Source organism: Marinobacter guineae, assembly GCF_002744735.1.
Taxonomy (GTDB): domain Bacteria; phylum Pseudomonadota; class Gammaproteobacteria; order Pseudomonadales; family Oleiphilaceae; genus Marinobacter; species Marinobacter guineae.
Window position 1 is genome coordinate 36197 of sequence record NZ_KZ319339.1, and the last position, 23411, is coordinate 59607.

12 protein-coding genes, 1 tRNA gene and 1 pseudogene are annotated in these 23411 nt (G+C 49.8%); 9 read left to right on the top strand and 5 right to left on the bottom strand.

The features are described 5' to 3' along the window. Window positions 1-32 precede the first annotated feature (32 nt). The 9 genes and pseudogenes from CLH62_RS00200 (at window position 33) to CLH62_RS00240 (ending at window position 15475) form a co-directional block, all read left to right on the top strand. Window positions 33-106 (top strand) — tRNA-Cys (locus tag CLH62_RS00200). Between the two features lie 173 nt (window positions 107-279). Continuing rightward, window positions 280-1995: an NADH-ubiquinone oxidoreductase-F iron-sulfur binding region domain-containing protein gene (locus CLH62_RS00205; protein WP_099616156.1), complete on the top strand. Its 1716-nt coding sequence runs from the start codon at window positions 280-282 to the stop codon at window positions 1993-1995. 12 nt (window positions 1996-2007) lie between these two features. Continuing rightward, window positions 2008-4899, top strand: a complete 2892-nt coding sequence (fdhF, locus tag CLH62_RS00210) for a formate dehydrogenase subunit alpha (protein ID WP_099616157.1) — start codon at window positions 2008-2010, stop codon at window positions 4897-4899. An 18-nt stretch (window positions 4900-4917) separates the two neighbouring features. Then, window positions 4918-5428 (top strand): annotated as a pseudogene (locus CLH62_RS00215) (AAA family ATPase); the annotation flags it as partial. A gap of 276 nt (window positions 5429-5704) precedes the next feature. Beyond that, the gene (dptF, locus tag CLH62_RS00220; protein WP_170005737.1) at window positions 5705-7294 is read left to right on the top strand and encodes a DNA phosphorothioation-dependent restriction protein DptF; all 1590 of its coding nucleotides are present in this window, start codon (window positions 5705-5707) and stop codon (window positions 7292-7294) included. Beyond that, a complete protein-coding gene (gene dptG / locus CLH62_RS00225) occupies window positions 7291-8634 on the top strand; it encodes a DNA phosphorothioation-dependent restriction protein DptG (protein WP_099616159.1) in 1344 nt (447 codons plus the stop codon). Before dptF ends, dptG begins: the two co-directional genes overlap by 4 nt. Beyond that, window positions 8615-13738, top strand: a complete 5124-nt coding sequence (gene dptH, locus CLH62_RS00230; protein ID WP_211285607.1) for a DNA phosphorothioation-dependent restriction protein DptH — start codon at window positions 8615-8617, stop codon at window positions 13736-13738. Before dptG ends, dptH begins: the two co-directional genes overlap by 20 nt. Further along, a complete protein-coding gene (locus tag CLH62_RS00235) occupies window positions 13728-14288 on the top strand; it encodes a hypothetical protein (RefSeq protein ID WP_099616161.1) in 561 nt (186 codons plus the stop codon). The genes dptH and CLH62_RS00235 overlap by 11 nt, the downstream gene beginning before the upstream one ends. Beyond that, complete coding sequence (locus tag CLH62_RS00240) at window positions 14285-15475, top strand: DGQHR domain-containing protein (RefSeq protein ID WP_099616162.1); 1191 nt, start codon at window positions 14285-14287, stop codon at window positions 15473-15475. The genes CLH62_RS00235 and CLH62_RS00240 overlap by 4 nt, the downstream gene beginning before the upstream one ends. Window positions 15476-15763: 288 nt before the next feature. Here the strand turns inward: CLH62_RS00240 and CLH62_RS21610 are convergent, their stop codons facing one another. The 5 genes from CLH62_RS21610 to CLH62_RS00265 form a co-directional block, all read right to left on the bottom strand. Further along, window positions 15764-16117: a DndE family protein gene (locus CLH62_RS21610; RefSeq protein WP_099616163.1), complete on the bottom strand. Its 354-nt coding sequence runs from the start codon at window positions 16115-16117 to the stop codon at window positions 15764-15766. A 1-nt stretch (window position 16118) separates the two neighbouring features. Continuing rightward, complete coding sequence (gene dndD, locus CLH62_RS00250; RefSeq protein WP_099616164.1) at window positions 16119-18113, bottom strand: DNA sulfur modification protein DndD; 1995 nt, start codon at window positions 18111-18113, stop codon at window positions 16119-16121. Beyond that, the gene (gene dndC, locus CLH62_RS00255; RefSeq protein WP_099616165.1) at window positions 18113-19633 is read right to left on the bottom strand and encodes a DNA phosphorothioation system sulfurtransferase DndC; all 1521 of its coding nucleotides are present in this window, start codon (window positions 19631-19633) and stop codon (window positions 18113-18115) included. The genes dndD and dndC overlap by 1 nt, the downstream gene beginning before the upstream one ends. Next, window positions 19630-20709, bottom strand: coding sequence for a DNA sulfur modification protein DndB (dndB, locus tag CLH62_RS00260; protein ID WP_228152733.1), 1080 nt, complete (start codon window positions 20707-20709; stop codon window positions 19630-19632). Before dndB ends, dndC begins: the two co-directional genes overlap by 4 nt. Before the next feature lie 90 nt (window positions 20710-20799). Further along, window positions 20800-23397 carry a DNA phosphorothioation-associated putative methyltransferase gene (locus CLH62_RS00265; RefSeq protein ID WP_099616167.1) on the bottom strand — a complete coding sequence of 866 codons (2598 nt, stop codon included), beginning with the start codon at window positions 23395-23397 and terminating at the stop codon, window positions 20800-20802. Between the last annotated feature and the right edge of the window lie 14 nt (window positions 23398-23411).

A 23411-nucleotide genomic window follows, 5' to 3' on the forward strand; every position in this document is an offset into this window, starting at 1 on the left:
CCTGAGAGCAAAAGCCAGATCAAGGCTTACCCGGCGCGGTGGCAGAGTGGTTATGCAGCGGACTGCAACTCCGTGTACGCCGGTTCGATTCCGACCCGCGCCTCCATTATTTCCCCCCCGAATCTCAGCACTTCGAAGGTTTCTGACCCGGAACGTTTCGCTATCTAACGACTTTACGATCGTCTGGTGGCAACACAGCCTGCTATGCTTCTATGATTCATAAATAGTCAGGCCAGCCAACACGGCTGTCTTTTGTAATTCGGCGCCTGGTCAAAAACAATGAGAACAGACGAAAAGAACGTCAAACCCCGGCGCGCTTCACCTCGCGGCCGCCAACTGGAACCCCTCTTATTGGCGGAGCTGCGGGACCTGATCGGTGACGAACGTCTCGATTCGTCATTGCGCCGCCGCGATCGCCTGATCGAGCACCTGCATGCACTGCAGGACACCCACGGTTACCTCTCCATGCCCCGTCTCCGGGCCCTTGCGGCTTTCATGAACCTGCCCATGGCCGCCATTTATGAAACGGCTACCTTTTACGCCCATTTCGACGTTATTCATGACGAACAAGCACCTCCGCCTGCCTTGACACTCAGGGTGTGTGACTCGCTCTCCTGTCATTTGGCGGGAGCTGAGGCGCTGCATCAAGCGCTATCTGATGGAGTTGATCCCGAAACGGTGAGGGTAAGGCGCGCGCCCTGTATGGGGCGTTGCGACACGGCGCCCGTGGTAGCCGTTGGGCACCATCATGTGGTGAATGCCAACGCCCGGAATGTTGGGGCCGCGGTAGAGCTGGGGCAGGTTCAGCCAGAGGAGGTCTCCTGGCAACGTCTGGCGGATTATCGTTCGGCCGGTGGTTATCGGTTGCTGATGGATTGCCGTGAAGGCCGGGTGAGTTTTGAAACGCTCTCCAATGAGCTCGAGCTGGCCGGCCTGCGAGGTCTGGGTGGCGCTGGATTTCCCACCTTCCGAAAATGGCAGGCAGTGAGGGCCGAGCCGGGGCCACGCTACGCGGTGATCAACGCCGACGAAGGCGAACCGGGCACCTTCAAGGATCGTTATTATCTGGAGAACGATCCCCACCAATTCCTTGAGGGCGCTCTGGTCAGCGCCTGGGCGGTTGAGGCGCAGTCCCTCTACATTTATCTTCGGGACGAATATCCCGGTCTGTACAGGGTGCTGACCGATGCTATCGCCGAGCTTGAGTCGGCCGGCATTGTCGAGTCGGGCTTCGTCATCCTGCGCCGGGGCGCGGGCGCCTACATCTGCGGTGAGGAGTCAGCCCTTATCGAATCCCTGGAGGGCAAACCTGGCAAGCCACGCCATCGCCCGCCGTTCGTTGCCCAGAAAGGACTGTTTGGGCAGCCCACCCTGGTTAACAACGTCGAGACGGTTTACTGGATTCCGCGCATCCACGCCCGGGGCGCCGAATGGTTCGCCAGCCAGGGGCGGCATGGCCGTCGCGGCCTCCGCAGCTTCTCGGTCTCCGGGCGGGTCGCGCGGCCTGGGGTGCACCTCGCCCCCGCGGGCATCACCCTCAATGAGTTGATAGAGGAATACTGCGGCGGCATGGCGGAAGGGCATCGACTCCTGGCCTATCTGCCCGGCGGTGCTTCCGGCGGAATACTGCCAGCCAGCAAAGCAGACATCCCACTGGACTTTGACACCCTGCAGGAGCACGGGTGTTTTATCGGCTCCGCAGCTGTGATCGTTCTATCAGATCAGGACAATTTGGCCGACGCGGCTGCCAATCTTCTGGGATTCTTCGCGGATGAGTCCTGCGGGCAGTGCACTCCGTGCCGTGTGGGCACCGAGAAAATGCTCACCTTGCTGGAACGCGACACCTGGGATGAGGCGACACTCCAGCAGCTGGCCAGGGTGATGGCCGATGCTTCCATCTGCGGTCTGGGCCAGGCCGCACCCAATCCGGTGCTGAGCCTGCTTCGGGACTTCCGCAGCGAACTCGCCAGCAGCAACCTGATCGCCAAAGGTTAGGGGGAGACAGCCATGAGCCACCGAAAAACAGCCATGAGCGATGCGACTACAAGCTTTACCCTGACACTGGACGACGTTGAGGTTCAGGCTTTCCCGGGCGAAACCCTGTGGCAGGTCGCCAAGCGTGCCGGCGAGACAATCCCGCACCTTTGCTTCAAAGACATCCCAGGATACCGCGCGGATGGCAATTGCCGCGCCTGCATGGTGGAAGTTGAAGGCGAGCGGGTGCTTGCGGCCAGCTGTATTCGCGAGGCAACGCCTGGCATGGTGGTGCGAAGCGCAGCCTCCACCCGTGCCCAGGACGCCCGCAGGGCCGTGCTGGAATTGCTGCTGGCCGATCAGCCCGAGCAATCGCAAAGTCCGGACCGGTCCAGCCACCTGTGGCAGACGGCGGATCAACTGTCTATTGATGCCATTGCTGTTCGTCAACGTCTCCCGGCCCGCTCAGAGCGCGACGAGCCCACGGTTCACCACGTTGCCCCGCGGTCGGATTCGCTGGCCCACGCCCGAGGCCATGACGCCACTCATTCAGCCATGAATGTAAATCTGGATGCCTGCATCACCTGCGGCTTGTGCGAGCGCGCGTGCCGTGAGGTGCAGGGAAATGATGTTATCGGCCTGGCCCATCGTGGCGCGGCATCCAAGGTGGTGTTCGATTTCGATGACCCCATGGGAGACAGCACCTGCGTTGCCTGCGGCGAATGCGTGCAGGCCTGCCCGACCGGGGCGCTGATGCCCGCCACTCTGATTGATGCCGAGGGCCGCGGAGACTCCGCAACGGCAGACCGCACCGTCGACTCAGTCTGCCCCTACTGCGGAGTGGGCTGTCAGTTGACCTATCACGTTAAAGACGAGCCGGCCAACGCCAGAGCAGGGGCAGGCGAGCAGCGAGGACGTATCCTTTTTGTTGAAGGCAGAGACGGCCCCTCAAACCAGGGCCGGCTCTGTGTGAAAGGCCGCTTCGGCTTTGATTATCCCTCGCACCCGGCACGGCTCACCCGACCGCTGATCCGCCGGGAGGGCGTGCCCAAGGGGCTCGACCCTGACTTTGACCCGACCAATCCGTTAACTCACTTCCGAGAGGCAAGCTGGGAAGAGGCCCTGGATCTTGCGGCAAGCGGATTAACCCAACTAAAAGCGCAATACGGGCCGGATGCGCTCGCCGGCTTTGGCAGCGCCAAGTGCTCCAACGAAGAGGCCTGGCTGTTCCAGAAGCTGGTGCGCACCGGTTTTGGCTCCAACCACGTTGATCACTGTACCCGGCTTTGTCACGCCAGCTCCGTGGCCGCGCTGATGGAATGCCTGGGCTCTGGCGCAGTCACCGCCTCCTTCATGCAGGCGCTCGAGGCCGACGTGGTGATTCTCACCGGCTGCAATCCGGCGGTAAACCATCCGGTGGCCGCCACCTACTTCAAGCAGGCGGCACGAAACGGCACCAAGCTGATCATCATCGATCCCCGGGGCCAGGCGCTGGATGCCTATGCCTGGCGGAGCCTGCGTTTCTCGCCGGGTGGCGACGTGTCACTGTTTAACGCCATGCTCAATGTGATAATCAGCGAAGGACTTTTTGACCGGGCCTACATAGATGCCCACACCGAGGGCTTCGAGGCACTGGCCGCCAGTGTTGTGGATATGACGCCGGAGGTGATGAGCCCGGTCTGCGGCGTTGAACCAGAGGTCATTCGCGAAGTGGCCCGAGCCTACGCGGGTGCTGAGCGCGCGATGATTTTCTGGGGCATGGGCATCTCCCAACACGTGCACGGCACCGACAACGCCCGATGCCTTATTTCCCTGGCGCTCACATGCGGCCACACGGGCCGGCCCGGCACCGGGCTGCATCCTCTGCGCGGGCAAAACAACGTGCAGGGCGCATCCGATGCTGGCTTGATCCCCATGGTATTGCCCGACTACCAACCGGTAGGAGACGCCCAGTTGCGCGCTGCCTTCGAAGAACTCTGGGACACCGAACTTGACCCGGAGCCCGGGCTCACCGTGGTGGAGATTATGAATGCCATCACGGCGGGGACGATCAAGGGCATGTACATCCTCGGCGAGAACCCCGCGATGTCCGATCCCGATCTGACCCACGCCCGGGCCGCGCTCGGTGCCCTGGAGCACCTGGCGGTGCAGGATCTGTTTGTAACTGAAACCGCCCAGTTTGCCGACGTGATCCTGCCTGCTACTGCCTGGTCGGAAAAATCAGGCACCGTCACCAACACCAACCGGCAGATGCAAATGGGCCGTGCCGCGCTGGCACCGCCGGGGGAGGCAAAGCCCGACTGGTGGATTATTCAGGAAATTGCCCGACGTTTCGGGCTGGCCTGGAACTACGCCGGCCCTGAGCAAGTGTTCGCCGAGATGAAACAGGGCATGCACTCACTCGATCATATCTCCTGGTCCCGGCTGGAACGCGAAGGTTCCGTGACCTATCCATGTCCGGCCGACGACGCGCCGGGGCACGACGTTGTCTTCTCTGATGCCTTCCCACGGGCTGGCGGCCGGGCCAGATTTTCGCCCGCTTGGCCACTGCCGCCCGACGAGCCGGTGGATGAGGCCTATCCCACCGTTTTAACCACCGGGCGACTGCTTGAGCACTGGCACACCGGTGCCATGACCCGTCGCAGCCGGGTACTGGACGAGCGGGAGCCCGAAGCAGCTGCCTTTCTGGCACCAGCGGAGTTCGCTCGCCTGGGCGTAGCATCGGGTGATCCAATTCAAATTGCCACCCGGCGCGGCAGCATCACCCTGGCCGCGCGGGCCGATCAGACCATGCCTGAGGGCATGGTGTTCGTACCCTTCGCCTTTGTGGAGGCAGCGGCCAACCTGCTCACCAACCCGGCGCTGGACCCGTTCGGGAAGATTCCGGAGTTCAAGTACGCGGCTTGCCGGTTGAGCCCGGCCTAATTTCCGCTGCAAACTAGCCGCGAACGGGAAATCCGGGATGCCCGCCCGGACTATCTCCGACAGGATATCGAACGCTACCAGAATGCGGTCAATCACCGGCGCCAGACCCTGACACGTCGCCTGCAGGCCCTGCTGCAAAAGCACCTCAACCATTACCTGTCGGTGCTTTTCCCGGAAGCCTCTCTGGAAGTCGATGAACAGCTCCGGCCCGGCACCTTCAGTCGGGGGCACTGAACTGGGACAGGTCACCGAACTGAGTTTTGGGGCACGGGAACCGACGGGGTTGATCAGCCGCCTGGCCTATGCCGAGCTGCTGCGGGAAGCGGGAAGGCTGAGTTTGGTCATTCTGGACGACACCCTGGTGCACAGTGACAGCGACCGCCTGGAAGATATGAAACGCATCTTGTTTGATGCGGCGAGCCGCTATCAGATACTGCTGTTTACTTGCCATACAGAGAAACGGCGGAATCTAGGGGTAGAGTCCAGAGATCTGGAAAGCCTGAAGGACCAGGTGTTGGGGGCTCGTTAGTAGACACATATATTTCTTGTCGACGAAGCATTTAGGTTTGTACCTGAGGACTCGTTACTCTCGCTATGCTCCCAAGCATTCTGAGCATCCCTTGGATCTAAGCCTCGTTCATGATTTTTTTAGGTTTTTTAGCACTCGAAGTGCGCAGGTTATATCTTTAGCACGCTAGCTTTCCTTCAAATTGCCGCCTGTGGTAGCCTCGAATGACATTTGGTTCATTTTCTCTGCGTAATAAGAACCATTATTCCGATAAGCCGTTGATTAAGGATAAGAAACGTGCAGTTCAAACGGTTACTGGATACTCTCGCGAGGTCGTCGGCCCAAGCAGTAACAACGCTCGGGCAAGGACAAAAAGAAGAAGACGAGCTGAAAGAATATCTGTATGTCGAGACCGACATCGAGACTGACTTTAAGCGCCTATTGGACTCGAGTCCGCCTCCGGAAACGGTAATCTTCCTCTGCGGTTCTTCCGGTGACGGCAAGTCTGAGATTCTCAAGCGCTACCACAAGCGCTATTCCGATGAATTTCATTTCCACCTCGATGCCACACATGCTTTCAAGCCAGATCAGAACGCCATCCAAGCGCTCAACCAGCTTTTTGAGGAACAAAAAAGTTCTGAGAAGCCGCTGGTCGTAGGTATCAATGTTGGAATGCTCTTCAATTTTTCGTCTCAAGGCGATGTGGAGCACGAGGAGATACGAAGAGCCATCGAGGCGTACCTTCAGCACGGCGAGGAGGTGTCGCCCTCTTTTAAATTTCTAAATTTCGAGAAATACCCAAAGTTTAGCCTCGAAGATGGGGAGACTGGATCGGCATTCATCAGCGAACTAATAGAGAGAGCGGTTGCCGCCTCAGATGCAAATCCACTCTACAGGGCTTATATAGAGTCGATTGAAACATCTCAAGACAAGCTGACAACCAATTATCAATTGCTGCAAATTGAGGAAGTTCGTGAGCGTATCGTAAAGTTGCTTCTCTCCGCCCGGTTGAGGTTCGATCAGTTTTTGTCTGCTCGGGCATTACTTGATTTTGTCCACCATCTAATCACCGGTCCTGGCTTGCTTTTCGATAACCTTTTCGTCAGCGGCCACAATGAGCTGAGTGATGTCGTCAGTCACTTTGATCCTTGCTCCATACGGTCGCGACGAATTGATCAGTTCTTGATTCAACACCCCCTGGGTGTCAAAGAGCAGGCTTTCGAAGAGTTTCAGCAAAGCGTTGCGAATGACCTCAATGTTCGTGGCTTAGGTGCAGCTAGCTGGCTCCGTTTTTTTTATCTTCTGCAGGAAGTCGAAGTGGGTAACAACTTCCATCAGACTTTTGGCAGTGATTTCGAGCAGCCGCTATATGATCGCTATATTGAAATTTGGCGACTTCACGCAGCGTACGATGGTCGGGGTAAGACCCTTCTCCGTGAATTTTATAAGGACGAACTTTTTGCGGCATTGATGCGATTTGGGAACCGCCTCGAGCCTTCGCTAATAAAGCGAGGCCATATGTTTCTCTGTAGTAGGAACAAAGTTTCCATTTCTGCCCACGCCAAGTTGAGACCGGACTTCAAACAAATCGAAAAAGAGTCTGTAGCCAACATCCACGAGTTTCCGGTGTGTATAAAAGTCGGGGATCAACGCCTGAGAACATTCCATGTGAATGTAAGCTTTCTCGAACTGATCTCTAAAATTAACGATGGGTACCGACCCAATAAGCACGACAAAAACACCATCGTGATTCTCGAAGAAATCATTGCTGACGTCACAGGGGTTATCGTCAATTCTGATCGATTGCTGTTTTCTACAGCTCAAGGTCAGCTTGTCCTAACAAACGAAGTGGAAGATGAGGAATTTTTGGTCGGGGGTGAAGAGTGACGGTAGCTGAGAATCTTGCGGAGCTGGACGAACAGGAAGTTCAGGAACGTAATTTGGTAAACACTTTTCTCCCCTTCCGACAGCAGAGATCAAATACTGCCGGCTACGATTTCGACGCGATAGCTGGAAGCGTTCTAGCAACAGCCCTTCAAAAGCAGCTAACAAAAGGTTCGACCATAGAGTCCTTTAGGGATGCCGTTTTTGCTCGTCTGGCGCCCAAGCTAACAGATGACTCGATCAATGGACTGATTGAAACGATGTATTTTGAGGGTAATGCATCGGGGCTCTTTAAGGTTTCACCAGAATTCCTAATATTCAAAACCATACAGGCAGATGTCTCTACCAATAAGCATATCTCCCAGGTGCTTACCAACTTCATTCTGAACGAGAGAACTGAATTCCCAAGGTTGAGTAGCGACGTCAATTTTCTTGAAAAAGAGCTTGTGGAAGAATTTCAGAAATTCCTTACTAACTCGAGTAATGAGCCCACAGAGCATCCTTACCTGCCATTTCTCTCTAAGTTATTTTCAGAGGATTTACGTTTTCTTCTCGAACATCCCACCTACTTTCTTCAGAATTTGAGTTTGTTTTTCAACTTATACAACTTCCTGTATAGCGCCCAGCTCGCCCTGAACGTTAACGGATGGACGGAGACACCCGATAGTAAGCCGCTTTTCTTTATTCTGGATACAGAGAAGGCAAGTCTCGAAAGAAAGCAGGTTGGAGAGGCTTTTGACCAACTCATCGTGAAAGTGGCGGATTTATTTCCTGTTTTATCAATGCTGGAGTACCTAAATCAGCCCCAGAACAAGAAAGCGAAAAAATTTCCCTTGTGGCGCGTTTTCCAAGATATCGACGCCATGCCAGAGCTCCAAAAACTCGAGGTTCGTAACTCACTGGAGGCGTTCTGCAAAAGATATCGAGAAAAACGAAGTTTGGAAGCTTTAGATGGCTATGCCGCAACGGTAAAAGGAATGTTTGGACACCTTAGCGAAACAGCCAAAGAGATATTCAGCAGGCGAGGCACCAACCAATTCACAGTCAATAGCAAGTTCGTGAACGCTTTCGAGTACGAAGTTGCTTCCCACTTCATACAGGTAAGGGGACGCTCTGGGCGGGTGCTTACCGTTTCTCAAGATTATCTTCTGCTGCTTACAAACCTGTCTATCGGCGATAGGAAGCAGATCCAGTTTCAAGAGCTTCTTTCTGAGTTTAAAAAGCGGGGTGTATGGTTTGACCGGCAGTCGGAACAGGCAATCATTCGGTTTCTAGAGCGAATAGGGAACGTCGAAAGAATGAGCGATAGCGGAGATGCGGTATATGTCCGGAAAACACTTTGAAGCCTTTCTTGTAAAAAATTTGAGGGATTGGCTTGAAGAAAGAATTGAAGCGGGCGCCCGGTATCAGTTCAAGTCACCAGACCCTGAAAACACGAGAGGACTTGTCTCTGAATTGTTGGAGAGTCGGGACGGTGTTATCGAGGTCCAAGGCCAAGAGCTCTCTTATCTTTCCATTAATGGCTGCCGTTTGCTGGTGTCTGGCCACCTAGAACAACCTGATGTGGATAGTGGATGCTACACCGAGAACTATATCTCTAGCCTGCGGGATGCAGTTGCCGCTCAGGAATACCCTTTCGAAAACTGTGCGTTACTGATAATCCACAATAGCCTGCTTGATACGTTAATAAACAGTGCATTCGATCTCGCACAGGGAGAGGCCGTTTGGTCTCCGCGGCAAACAAAAGAAAAATTGGACGCTTTAATTTCTGACGATATGAATAGTCAAGTGGCGTCTCGTTGTCTTCTCGAGCACCAGGTGCGTGTCATCAACGAGGAGGGTTCCAGTGTTTTTGGATTTCGACATCTTCACGATGCCGTGATTGATGGAGATCTTCGTTTTCAGGAACTGGGGCTTTTTAACGATCCTCATGTATTGAGCAATTCCAACGAGAAGCAAGTTGCTCGTCGCCTCGAGGCGAATCGTCAACTTCGTGAAGAGATAGAGTTTGCCGTAGAGCACTTTCCTAACGATTTAGAGGATAGGCTCACCAAATTTGGCTCGAAATTTATACAGAAGCACTTTGGGGATAACCCAGAGGTTTCTTGGAAGGATCTGAATTACGGCGATTTTAGGGCGGAAGAGGATCGCCAAAAGAATCTTACTCTTGATTATGAGGGAGTGGAGGTTAACGGGGGCGAAGTTGAGGTCCGGGACAAAAAAGAGACAGCTGCTGGACGTCGAGATAAGCATCTCATAGTTAAAGTTCCTGCAGATCAAGAGTTTTTTAGTTTCAAGGTCAGGTTCGTGGGGCAGCGCCTAGAAAAGCGAGAGCTCGCGTTGCAGCCGAAATCTATGTCCGAGCTGATTGAAATAGATTTCTCATCCAGGGGCGACAAATCGACGTTCACTATTTCTGGCGGTAGCGGTATCGAGCCGTGGTTTTTCAGTTTAAGGCTCAATCGAGACTCCTCAAATGAGAAGTACAGCTTCCACTGTATGGTTATTCGCGAAGGAACGTTTCATTTGTCTGCATTTGATAACCGATTCCTCGTAGATTACCGCAGAAAGGCACTCGTGCTTCAGGCAGACCAGCATGTTCTCGAATTGAACCCAGACCTCACTTCATCGGTCGAACTCAAAGATAGCGGGCAAACGATAGCTACTACAGAATTTGGGAAGGTAGATTTCAGTCAGCTTTATGACGAATCCGATGAAGTCAGTTTTACTTTGACCAACGGTGAAGCGGAGCTCAAAATTTTAGTAGAGGGTGAGCCGAGCAAAGAAACGCTTAGGCTGCCCGTCATATTCGATACGAATAGATTCGCCCGGCTCTTCAAGAACGATGAATTCAACGGTATCTATAAACCTGGCAAAGACACAGTTGTATTTGATAATCAGGAGTCGGAGCCTTTATTCCTGAGAAAGTGGCTGTTGCAAGCTGAGTCGGCATTTGTGACTGAAAGTTGTGTTGAGTGGGACCATGATCGCAAGAAAGGAATCCCTAGTTCAGGCCTAGAACTTGCCGACTCTGCCTTACATGAAGCTTACTCCGCACTGATTGGATATTTCCAAGAACATAAAACGTTACCTTCTCTGGCTAGCTGGGGACCAGAGCTCGTGGCACTTGGCAAGAAATATGTCCGTGCCTGTATCGACTACTTAGAAAAAATTCCCACCGGTAAGTCATTAAGTTACTCCAACCGATTAGTGGTTCGGCTAGGGTTTGTGACGCTTAACCAAAAGCGATACCTCTCCCCATTTCATCCACTGGTGATGTCTTATTACGTCAACTTGGTAGAGGAAATTGTACTGGATGGTGATGCCAGGAGTTTCCGTCAGTTACCTGAGGTGACGAAGGGACGGCTAAACGCGAGGGGGCTGATACCTCACTTGTTCGATAAGGAAAACCGGTACAACTATACGCAAGCGGTGCCGGAAAACCCTTTTTGGCTAGAGATTGTGCCTCACCAGGAAACAAGCTTTGACTTCGTCACCAGTCTGGTTAAACACAAAATTGAAGAGTTCACTAGCACATTCAATCAGTTATTCCTTCAAGTAGACGATGCGCCACTCCTAATCAATTCAGTCAACAACGCGGAGAATACCGAACTTTTTCAGGGCCTCGTCTCGTATTATCAAGCCCACTTGCAGGAAGGCCTGCACATACATGTGAATCTCTACGATCAAGAACTTATTGAAACTGAATTCGATAAGTTCGCTGAGATGGGCATGTATGAAGAAATAAAGGCCACCTACAAACTAGACAAGGGCGCCGCGCGTCGTAACGCAGATGCGGTTATTGACTTGTTAAGAACCCGGATGACATTCAGCAAATTTCGTCATGATAACGTTGAGAAACAGGCATACGCTCACCTGACATTTTTCAAGAATGATCAGAAGGTAGAGGCTGTCGACAACAATATTAGCGAGCACCTGTCTGGCTTGGCATGCGGAGGCCTATTATCAGGTGAATCCTCACGGAGTGAGGGGGATCGGTACTTTACTGCCTTTGGGTTGGGTGGCGTAGATTACGATGACGTCCCCCATCTGAAACTGGCCAAGCTAGTAGGAACGTTGTGGCGACCGTCTCAGTCAAAAAATGATGTCTACCACGACCATTCTGCCATAAGCCTTGCCGTTAGCCAGGAGTTCATGGCGTTGCTCGAACGCTCATACGATAGTTCTTTGTGGACAACCATCATTGACCCCAAGGTTACGCTCAAATTCTTCGAAGCAAAGACGGGCGTAATCCTGATCCATTACTCAGATCAGTACACCAGCTCCTCTGGTTACGACGCCATTACTGTCACGAAGCAAATTGACCTGTATAAGAATGTACTAGGGAACGCGGGTAATGAATTGATTCGCGAGTTCAATGCCTTTAATGGTGAATGGCTGCTGAAGCTGATTACCGATCAGTCGAAGGAGAAAACTGCCAAAGAAGGGATCATTGGAGCTTACAAGGTTGTTAGCGCAATGCTCGCCCAGTCGGACATCACCTGGGTTCCAATATCGGTCGCAGAGATGATTCGTGTAGCTGGTAATATCGGTCTCGCGATGTCAGATAGTGATTTCTCGCGCCATAATCGAAACATCCGTAAGGGTGCCATCTCTGACGATATTTTGTTTGCGGGTTTCAAGGATGATCGTTTGTATTTACTACCCGTAGAGGTGAAGGCAGGCGGGCGCCCAGATTTCTTCAAAGCTAAGGAGCAGGCCGTAGAGTTAAAGCAGTACATGGGAAATAATCTGCTTGGCCCGAGCCCCGATACGCTTGAAGCCAAGCTCTACAGGGGCCTGTTTGTTCGTCAGGTGCTGCTTCAAATTGAGAAATATGAGCTTTATCAGGTCTTCGAAAGCGACCATTTTTCAGGTTTTTTGAGTAACCGGGAGGCATGGCTCGAAGGCAACTACAGTATCGGAGAGCTGCCTGATGATTACCCCCAAGCCTTGGTTGTTGCGCATATTAACAATGAATCTTGCTTTGAAGAGAAGTACGAGCTTAAAAATGGCGTGTTGGAGGCAGAAATACCCATGGGGCTCCTCGATCAATTGGTTCGGACACCCTATCAGGAGTTGCGAGACAAAATAGAGAATTCCTCACTTCTGCATGTTCCGGAGCAATATTTTTTGAAGCCTTTTACCCAGGAGGATTCTAAAACTCTTGGGCATGGGAATGGCGAAACTTCAAACAGCAGTCAAACAGGTAAGGTTGTGTACCCTTTTGCACAAGCCAAACTGGGAAGTTTTCATGCCGCGGCCGAAAATCCTCCAGAAGACGTTAATAGGGAAGAGGTTTACGGGCCTGTCAGCCATCTCACAGTCAAGTTTGGTACCGATGTGCAGACTAATGACGCGGTTTATTGGGAGCCGACGAACACTGATAAGTTGTTTAATACCAACACTGGAATTATTGGCACGATGGGAACGGGCAAAACCCAGTTCACGAAGTCCTTAATTACCCAGTTGGTGAGTAATCAATACCATAACGTTGACGGCGCTCCAATTGGCATATTGATCTTCGACTACAAGGCAGACTACATAACAGACGACTTTGTGCAGGCGACCAACGCAAAAGTGTTCGAGCTTGATTGTTTACCTTTCAATCCGTTTGCATTGTTTGGCGATAAGAAAAAGCTTCCAGTGCATGTGGCTGGACAGTTCATTTCTTCCATGACCAAGTCTTATGGCCTAGGGGTCAAGCAGCAAAGCAAATTAAGGTCGGTCATCCGTGATGCATATGAAGCCGCTGGTATCTACTCCAATGATGAGAGTACGTGGGCAAGACCTGCCCCAACTTTAGAAGATGTATGGGCGGAATTTCAGGAACAAGAAAAAATTGATCACGACTCGCTATACGCCGCACTGGAGGTGCTCTCTGCCTACGAGATCTTTGAGCCAGACACCCACAAAACTCAGTCGCTTTACGACTTGATTGACGGCGTTACCGTCATCAATTTATCCGGCTATGACCGCACGATTCAAAACCTAGTAGTCGCACTGACGTTAGACCTGTTTTACACCCAGATGCATCAGCAAGGCAGCTCAAAACTTGAAGGTAATTTCCGTCAGATTTCGAAAATGATTCTGGTCGACGAAGCAGATAACTTTATGTCGCAGGATTTCGAAAGCCTGAAGAAGATTCTTAAAGAGGGTCGAGAGTTTGGGGTGGGTACAATCCTCTCGACACAAGAGCTAAAGCATTTTAAGACAGGCGACAATGACTACTCTACCTTGATTCTTTCATGGGTCATTCATCAGGTTGCCAACATCAAATCACAAGAGATAAAGGCCATATTTAACACACAGTCTAAACAAGACGAAGAATATTTTATGGGCCAAATACGCAAGTTGGAAAAGCATTTTAGTTTGTGTATAGACGGCAAAAAGAAAGTAACCAAAATGAAAGATCTAGCATTTTGGGAACTTAAAAATGTTAAATAAAATTTGGGACGGGATTGTAAAAGTTTGGCAGCTAACGGCTGGGTGGCGAGAAATTTTTTCAGTCTTCCTCTCGGATACGCTAAAAATAATCATCAACCCAAGCTATGTGATGTTTTCAGGCATCGCGATAGCTTTAGCGACTCTGGGGATTTGGATTGAATTCTTACCTATGGGCTTTTCTGAAAAGCCGGAATGGTATCGACAGCTAAATAATACTTCAGTATTTACTTTCTGCATTGCCCTTTTGGGGAGTATGGCGGTGGAGTATATATTTGATAGTAAGGGAGAGGCTGGTAAGTATGATTCAGAAAAAGAGTTGCATAAGCATATGGCTTTCTTTTTCTGGTTTCTTGCGTTGATACTGTCATTTGCATCATTGAAAAGTGATTGGGGTGTCGTGGCTGGATTATCTTCAACAATATTGCTTTGGCTGTACGTGAACTCTTACCGGGAGAAGTTCAATAAGCAAAGTACTGAGGCCATAAATGCTCTTAACCCAAAGTTCAATAAGAAAGATGAGCCAGAGCTTGGCGGGGATGGATTGCAATGAGTGAATTTAAAATTCCTTGCTTTGCTCTTAGGCAGCCTATTGGTGAGTTTTATATCGCATCTGTAAACTCAAAGACGCTAAAGCGTGTTTGTTTTACAAAGACGGCCGAAATTGAAGAGGAATATATTTCGGGGAATCAACGAAGATTAAATGAAGATCGGGCTAAAGAAATTGCAAGCTATTTGAAGACTGAAAATGCGTCAATTCCGAATACTATTATTTTGAGTGCCAATTATGACATGAATGATAATTTGCTTGTTGACCCGGATCAAGCTTGGAGGTTTGAAGAAGGTCTGGAGTATGATGGAGTGCGTTTTGGAAAAATTGTCATACCAGACGGTTCCTTGAGGATATGCTCAGTTATTGATGGTCAGCATCGCTTGCAAGCATTCGACTTTAGTGACGAAGATATGGATCTTCCATGTTCAATATTTTTAGATCTTCCTCCTTCTTTGCAAGCATATATATTTTCCACTATCAACTTCAACCAACAAAAGGTTGATAAAAGTTTAGCCTATCAATTGTTTGGCTATCAGCTTGATGATAGCTCTGCCTCAAGCTGGTCCCCAGATATGCTGGCTGTAAATCTATCCAGAAGATTCAATAATGAGGGTCCTTTTAGAGACCGTATAGTCTTAATAAAAGGAGGGGATCAAAATATTAAAGACTGGAGTATTTCATCAGCTGCATTCATTGAGGGTGTCGTTTCACTTATTTCTGGAAATCCCAAAAAAGACAAATATAAAATTTCCAGGAAAAAAATTGTTGGCCATGGAAACCGTAAAGATTTAGAGGATAATCCGGGTTATCCATTGCGGAATTATTATATTCAGGGCAATGACAAAGCTATATCTGTAATCTTAAGTTTGTATTTTAATGCTATGAGCTCGCTTTTGTGGCGCGATCTGCCTCCAGATAACATTTTATTCAGGACTGTTGGAGTTTCTGCTCAATTCGACTTTCTTAAGTTTCTTCTGGTAAATAAAAAAGTTTCGATCTCTAAAGATGTGGATTTTAATAAAGAGTTAGCGAATTTAAAAGGACTTAATTTGACTGGAGAATATTTCAGCGCGAAGTCAGCAACAAAAAAACGAGTTGTAGATGCGCTAAAGCTAAAGTGTGGGTTCTCTGAAAAAGATGGTGTAAATGAAGAATTACTTGCTGCTCTAGGAGGTCAAATACAATAAATAAGCCTATTAGATCAAAAATTGGGACGGGAGTTGCGTCGTCTTACGTTGGTTTCGTTCAAAGCTTAAAGCGTGGGATTGAGAGCAAAGAAATTAGAGAGTTGGTTAGGGTGGATATGAAGAGTGGATAGGCCCGCCGGTTCATTTGAACCCACCTTTGAAATGTGCTGAGGCGAATGGCGTTAAAAAAACGATTAGTTTTGGTCGGGCCCAGGATCTATCAGTCTTTGTCTCTATAAGATTTTTAATTTTTCGATTCCTGTCTCGTAGATCGAAAATTTAATTACTTTAGGTAAATAAAGATTTTAGGTCTGATGCGCTTTTCATATGTCCGAGCTTATGGAGCCCGTTATCTATTAAAGAGCGAACGATGTCTTGTATTTCAGCTTCAATGTTTTGTTCCGTACAAAACTGTCGGATCAAGGCTTCATATGCTTTCTCGTGATCGCCGAATAAAACATCTCGATTGATGACATGGGTCTCTTCAGGCTTGTTCTCATTAACTGATGCAGTACGGATATCTCGGAGTGCCAGGGATAGTGCTATGCGAGCCACTACGTTCGGAGTGAGGCGAGTTTGGGTTTGAATATACTGTAGTCGGTCCCAAGTTTTTTTGCTCAAGTAGATACGAGTTGGGAACATTTTAACTTGCCTCCTTTATTTGCCAAAAGTACCCCTCACGGACACGCGTTGCTCCTGCTTTTGAGTCATATTCCAGCTTATAAGCCCGGGAGATATCCTGAGCAAGGTCGGAGTAGAAGGATTCGTCGACCTCTGTGTCGGTTGATAGAATGATCATTTGGTGGCTTGCTATTGGAAAGTAGCCTTCGATTAGCTTGGCCCTATGTTCTGAGTCCAGGCGCCCTAGGGGCGTATCAACGATCATTGGTAGTTGTCGGCCGGACGTCTTTGCAAGCGCCTCAAGAACGGCGATGGCGAAGATCTGTTTTTCACCCGCAGATAATTCGTCCTTTGCAATGCTCCTACCGTTGCCAGCGAGCAAATTGATTTGGAACGTTTTGGGATCAATGCGTATCTGCAATTCGAGATCTTCTTTACGCGCAAGCTTTGCAAAGCACTCGGTGAACTGTGATTCTAGGTCCCGGATTTTTTCGCTAGCTGTCTGGTCAACGTAGTCATTGAGCAATCCATTGGCATTATTAATGTAATCCAATACTCGCTGTTGGTCGCTGACCTTGGCTGCTGTCTCATATAGGCGATCCAGACGTCGACCATTTTCTAGAGCAGAGTTCGCAGCGTCTTTACCCGATTTACGAAGTGCGTCAATCTTTCCGTCCAACCTTCCGATGTTTTGCTGTAGCTGTTGGAGGTTTTCAAAATCATTGGCGATTAGAGTGTCGTCGGGTGCCCGTGCCAATGAGGCTCCTATCTGGTCTATAGCTGACTCTACTTTTTCCAACGCATCGAATAACTCTGCTACATCGGCTTTTTGTTTTTCCGCTTCATTAAATGTCGAAAATAGATGGCTAGCCTGAGCTGGGGTGAGGTCATGGGTCAATTCTACTGAGCCTTGATCTTTATCTGACAAGCTAAAGGCATCGATTTCCTTCAGCACTGTTGCTAAAGCGTCTTCTGTAAGCTGAGAGCTCAGGGAGTTAAGAAGTTTCTGTCGATACTGCTCATGGAACTTGCTCTCCTGAAGAACACTCTGAAAACCCAGGTCGCGATCTATTTGAGATTTGGTTCTGTCACAGAAGTCCCCTGCTAGCGCGATGGGGGCAGCGTCAGACATAAGATTATTTATGCGGGCGACTAGTTGGTCACGTTCATTCTGGAGGTCAGTAAGCTGTACTTCGAGCTCTTTTCTGGATGCTGAAAAGTGGCCGCCCCGATCATCTATATTCTTTTGAAGTTTGTCTGCCTGAGCTTGGACTTCTGCGCGCTGGGCAGCGGTGGTAGTGATTTGTTGGCGAATTGATTCTATTTTGTTTCGCCATTCATGAAGGTTGGCCTGTTCAGATTCGATTTGAGTTTTTATCTCTTGTGCTGTGGAGCGCTTTGTCATGTTTCGGTTAAGGACGGTTAAATCGCCTGAGAGTCTCTCAACAACATCGAGCCCTAAAAGCTTTTTGATGGACTGCTCCAGTGCTGCTCCACCAGTGTCGTCCGCAAGCTGCGCGATCTTTTCGCCATCGAAGAAGAATAGATCTGAGACACCAGCAGGGATCAATTCGTTAAGAAAATTCTGGGCTTGATCGTAGTTCAGTCCCTTAATTGGGCTACCATTTTCTTGGATTGTAAGCGCTTCTTTGACGCCGCTACCCTTTCGCTGCCATTCGCGCTTCACATGGTACTGGTTTTCCGTTCCAAGCTTGGCATAGGTGAAGGTGAGCTCTACCGAAGCCGTGTTGGCGGAGCGGCCGGTCTCTTTGGAGTGGTGGATGGCGTCTAGTAAAAATTCGTCGTAACGTTTCTGCGAGACAGAGGAGCCAAGGCATAGGCGACCGTAGAGCGCGAGCCTAACGCCCAAGAGAATACTGGTTTTTCCGGCACCATTGAGGCCGCCGAAGAGCACGATGGGCCGTGTTTTACCAAAGCGCTTTTCAGGCGCAAGATTGAACCGGTTAGTCCCTTCGTAAACTCGGAAGTCGGTTAGCGTGAGCTCTTTGATAAGCATTAGTTCAAAAACTCTGCAAATTCATCTTTCACTTCTTCAACGTGTGATTTGCCACGCTTTCGGAAGGATTGATTACGTTCATTGATGGCTTCTAAATCTTCCCAGTCGCGCTGAAGAATACTTTCCAAGCTATTCAAAATGCCGCGACGGTTGCCAAGTCCGGAGACCTGCAGCTCTGCTTCAAGCATCTTGCGAATGAGAGCAGCGGGTACTCCATACTTTTCGGAAAGCTTCTCCAGCGTCTCCGAATCCGCCCGTGTGAAAGCGCCTGCGTCGTCTTCGATCCAATCGAGGTCTTCCCCGTAAACCTCCCGATATATGCTTGGCAGAGAGTCTTCCCAATCGGGTTCGTTCGGATCTCTCAGCCATTCTCTTCTGATCATGTGAAGCTCGGGGCGAGTAATAAGTTCGATAGACTCGCCACCCTCATTAATCTCTTTTTCAATGGTCAATAATTCACGCAGAAACTCTTGGCGCTTTGACAGCCAATAAGGCCCAGGTATGTAGCTTGCTTCGCGAATACTGTCATCATCGATCTCACCTCTGTTGTAGGTGACCCGACCGGTTCTTCGCCGAAAGTTACGGTTTTCTTTAGCATTTTCTTTTTGTCGTGATTGATAGAGTTTGTTTCGGAACTTTAGCAGCGGTTCCATCCAGGTGGCGCCGGATTCAATGAGGCCATGCAAGGCTTTGTCGTCAGTTACGACTGTGCAGGTCCAACAGCCAAACCGGCTATTACCGCAGGATGGGGTGCTTGTATCGATAACTAGCGGGCACTCGCCCTGGTTAGATCCCTTATACAGTTCTAAAAGTTCCTGGTTTGAGCCGCCCCAGGGGCAAGGTGCGCTCATTAAATACATCCAAACTTCATCAGCCGACCAGCTTTCTATTGGCATGTAGGTGAAAGCATTGGGAAGAGACTTATGGCGACTTAACGCCGAACCGTCGATTTTGTGTTTTGCTATCACTTGAGCGCGTGACGCGCTCTCTTGGCTGCGGGAGCCCAAAACAACAATTGCTTCACCAAATTTTGCAACTTTGTCGAGAATAAACTCGCTCACAGGATCAATCTTCATTCGCTCTGTGCACCAGCGAAATTTTTGATTTGGAGCAGGGTACCCACGGCCCAATAAATTCACCCAAAAAGTTTGATCTGTCTTCGGCACAACACTGTGCGCACTAATTGGTAAGCCTTCTCGGGGTGCCGATTCGTTTATGGTGTTAATCACCTTCTTGATCATATCGACGACTACCGGTGTTTCTACCAGAGTATCGGATGAGACCACATAGATGTGCTTTTTGCGCTTTTCTGCAGGCAGTTGAAGCAGCGCCATATAAATTAGTGACAAAACGCAGGTGGAGTCTTTGCCGCCACTAAAGCCGATGATCCATGGCCGGTCATCTGAGCAGTATATTGTTTGAATTTCTCGAACCAGGTCCACGAGTGGACGATTTCCAAGAGAAAACTCTTGAATCATCGTTAAGTGATCCGGGTAGACGAACTGTTCTTGTGCCGTCATTTTTTGAACGACTCCTCGTATTCCTGCTCCGTGGGTGTAAGCGGAACACTAAGTTGCTGTTTGATGTAGTTGCCGGTCAGAACGACACTGCTTCGAGCTTTGCTAATGCGACCGTGATGCATTGCACGACCTTCCCAGTCGCCGTTTGCACGTGACCAGTCGATTTCCTGCAGGCCTATTAGAATCTTGCTCCATTGGGCTTTGGGCTTGAATAGCAGGTCTGCGCCAATTTGCCCCATAGCCTGCAGCATGACCCCGTGCGCATGAACGTATTGTTCTCGCAGGTCGCAAGTCGCTACTTTCTTCTCGAGGGCGAGCTGCCAGTCCCTCATGTTTACCGCTACTTCGTTCCAAAATTCGATCGCGAGGTCCTGCTCATCCTGCGTGATAGGATCATTTTTACCCTTCATGAGCATGGCTTTGGACGCATTTTTAATCGCTGAAAGCGTGAAAAGTTTACTGCTTCGATTAGAGATGCTGGACCTCTCCATCTCTGTTAATCGTGAGAAGACTTTCACTTCCTTCGCTACATTCCGCGCCAGCTCCGATAGGGCATCGCGATGATCATAGAGCGTGCTTATTGAATCACTTGGCCGCACTGCATGCTTGTTTAGGTCTGCGAACATCTGTTGACTACGCTTTAGGCCATCATCAATGAAAAAGAGCACTGGAACGTTGTCATAGCCAAGTTCAGGGTTCTGCTCGATTGCTTGAACGATTGCTTCTCGACGGTGTTGTCCGTCATTGATTAGAATCTTGGCATCCATTGGGATCGAGAGCAGTCCAAGATTTTGGCCAAGTCCAGTGTCCGTGCTGGGTTCAAATGAGACTTGTCCATCAACCGAGGCGGTAATGCCTGAAAGCGTATAGTCTGATGGATTGTCGACCAGGTAGCTGACAATGTCGGGAATTCTGGTTCTGTTTAGGACTCTTTGAGCTCTGAGTTCTGGCGGAACTTCTTGCCCGTCGAAAATGAAAATTTTTGGTACGAGGCGCAGAGGGCACATGGCAACGTAGCACGGCCTACCAGACTGTACGCCTCTTGCTGCAGGGAAAGTATGGGAGAACTCGTCCACGAGGGCCTCCATGCTTGGAAGTGAAATATCTATTGGAAGTGAAGTTAACGAAATTAAACTTCCAGGTCAATATCCTGCCGAGTGGAATTGCTAAATTGGTGTGGTTTGTAACTCTAGAAACTTTTCTCGGGAGTAGGACCTGGGGAGGAGCTTTTTGGCCATACCGCCACGCGCCATGACGGTCACTTGCCGGGTTGGTGACTCGCTAAAACTCAAATGAATCGGGCGATCCTTGCCGTAAAAATAAAGTCTGTCAAATTCGAGATTTTCCGCTATCCATTGGCTGACCTCAAACATATCCTCATCTTCGACGAGGAAGTCTACTGCGGCACCAAGTCTTTCGCAGATAGGGTTTCCCAGTCTGTTGAGCTCGTGAGAGGCATGCTGGTCGAGCTTGGGTGCGATTCGGCTCGAGATTTTTTTGTTCAATTCGGCAGAGCAGAAGCCATATGTGAGCTGGACCATTCCAAAGTAGTCAATAATCGGGTCTAACAGGTTCTTTGCTAAGTCGAAAAGAGCTGTGTAGGTTTCCGGTTGTTTAGGGCAATTTCCAATCTGGTGTGCTTCCTGGGTCTGTCCACACTCAATAAAGTCGCGATATTTAAAGTATTCAGCACAAGCGCTATCCAGCGATGGAATATCTCGGCTCCTTATCAAAGCGTGACCATAAATCGATAGCCGATTGTCTTGGAGGATTTGCTCAAAATCAGGTGGGGATGGACCGAAGCCGTTGAAATCCGCTACTCGCATTTCCTCCAGTTTTTCGTCGAACTGCAATTGTTCAGAATAGCCCTCCTGGTCCTCGTGGAGGTATCGGCTTTTCAGATAAAGGTTGGGAGGTTCGAACTCTTCCCCGTACTGATAAACGTCAACCCGCTGGTTCATCAGGTTAATTTTGGTGCGTTCCAACATTCGGGGGATAGCCTTCCCGTTGAAGTCGTCGAAACTCATCAGCGTCAATTTTCCTGAGCGTATGTGAATTTTAACGAGATCAGCCGAGTTTGGATCGCCATATAGACTGGATGCACAAGTAATGTAGATTCTCAGAGTTGGAGGCAGCCTGGGGATCAAATCCGTATGCAGTTGAAGCGAGTGACTATCGTCTAGCCAGCCGATACCTCTCTGAGCTGAGTCAGCGCACTCTGAATGGATCCTTGCTTTGTCCAAAATGCTAACCAGGTGCTCCTCTCCAACCGCTAGCGCATTTGCCTGGTTGCCGAAAAAATGCCTGACATCCTCTTTTAGGCGCTCGGGTAAAGGGCGAGGTAGGGGCTTTCGATAGAAATTGTGTTCAGCGAATTGAACAATCAGGTCGCTATTGCGCTGCTGTTGAGCTTTTTCCAGCATCGCTTCGCCTTCTTCACCCTTTTGCGTCACGAGTATTTTCAAGGCTGAGGGATAAGATCCTAAGCAATCTCGAATCTTCTCCAGGTCGTCGACTTCGTTTGGTTTGGGTTCTCTGCCCAGTTCAAGCCAGAAGGACCACAACCTCTCTAGTAACTCAGAGTTTTTTTCATATTTTCGTGTGAAAGAGGACACTCTCGTTCTAGTAGGTTGTGAGTGTCCTACTTTTCTCCTTACCGCAGCACTGATTGGGGTGCGACGCCGAGAGTTTTTACGATCAAAGAAATCTGCTTCGGCTTCAGAGGTTTTAAAGGTGTAGAAAACGCCAGGTGCTATGGGGACTGGCTCAGTCCTAAGGGTTGCCTCGATGTATGCAGCGAGTTCTGATTGGGAAAAGTATTTTTGGAAGGTGTTCCTAGATGTTCGAACGCCGTCTTTGTAGGGCATGCCGCTCCGCGCATTAGCGTTTTCAAGCATGGCAGAAACGACTAAACATTCTTCTGCAAGGTCAAATGCTGATTGAAGAGCAGCGCTGCGTTCTTCTGCATCTTCGATAACGTTTATTACGAAGCCCATATTGACGATATTGGCAGGCTCTTTTTTTGCGTTTGGCGCGTAATAAGGGTCCCAGCCCGCTGCTTTTACATCGTTTTCTTTCAGAAGCTGTAGGTCTCCACCTTTGCCGCATCCATAATCGAAAATGGACTTAGAACCATCTAAATATCCGTAACGGGCCAGACTTTGCATTGGTGCGGACATCTGGATTCTCGTCAGCGCCGTTAGATGTCTGTGGATCTGCTGCGATTCGTCATCCACCGGTTCTAGCTGCGAGTCTGTTTTTTGGTTAGCTATGGGGATCAGTGAGTGGTCGACTACTTCATAGCCTTTGTCTTTTAGTAGACGTTCCCATTCCTGTAGAAAGCCGATTCGCTTGGTGTCGTCAAATAGACCGACGCTCTCAGCTTCTTTTGTTAGAGCCGAAAAGCGCGGGATCTCATCGTGATCAGGTGTCAGCAGGAGTTCTTTTCGATGAAGAATCGGGGGGTTTAGTGATTCCGAGTAAACGCGGTCACGATAGTCCAGAGTCTCCAGGTCAAACTTCCAAGACTGCTCAAGAATCGGGAAGGCCTCTTCGAAAAAAGTTGGGTAATTCAAAAGGGTAAGGTCATCTGTTCGGGAACTTAATTTCACAACGTTGAAGTTCTTTCCAATGACAATGGAAGCTCTTGAGGCAGCATCAGCTATGCGTTGCTGAATCTCTGGTTCAAGCGCATGGAATGCAGAGTCATGGACGTAACGATACTCACCAACTCTCTTGCCTATTTCGCGATTGATTGCGCTCATTTATCTTCCCGCTT

Bases quoted from the DNA above. Each gene is read 5' to 3' on its own strand.
- CLH62_RS00205 (WP_099616156.1), top strand. From the start codon at position 280: ATGAGAACAGACGAAAAGAACGTCAAACCCCGGCGCGCTTCACCTCGC.
- fdhF (WP_099616157.1), top strand. From the start codon at position 2,008: ATGAGCCACCGAAAAACAGCCATGAGCGATGCGACTACAAGCTTTACC.
- dptH (WP_211285607.1), top strand. From the start codon at position 8,615: ATGTCCGGAAAACACTTTGAAGCCTTTCTTGTAAAAAATTTGAGGGAT.
- CLH62_RS00235 (WP_099616161.1), top strand. From the start codon at position 13,728: ATGTTAAATAAAATTTGGGACGGGATTGTAAAAGTTTGGCAGCTAACG.
- CLH62_RS00240 (WP_099616162.1), top strand. From the start codon at position 14,285: ATGAGTGAATTTAAAATTCCTTGCTTTGCTCTTAGGCAGCCTATTGGT.
- CLH62_RS21610 (WP_099616163.1), bottom strand. From the start codon at position 16,117: ATGTTCCCAACTCGTATCTACTTGAGCAAAAAAACTTGGGACCGACTA.
- dndD (WP_099616164.1), bottom strand. From the start codon at position 18,113: ATGCTTATCAAAGAGCTCACGCTAACCGACTTCCGAGTTTACGAAGGG.
- dndC (WP_099616165.1), bottom strand. From the start codon at position 19,633: ATGACGGCACAAGAACAGTTCGTCTACCCGGATCACTTAACGATGATT.
- CLH62_RS00265 (WP_099616167.1), bottom strand. From the start codon at position 23,397: ATGAGCGCAATCAATCGCGAAATAGGCAAGAGAGTTGGTGAGTATCGT.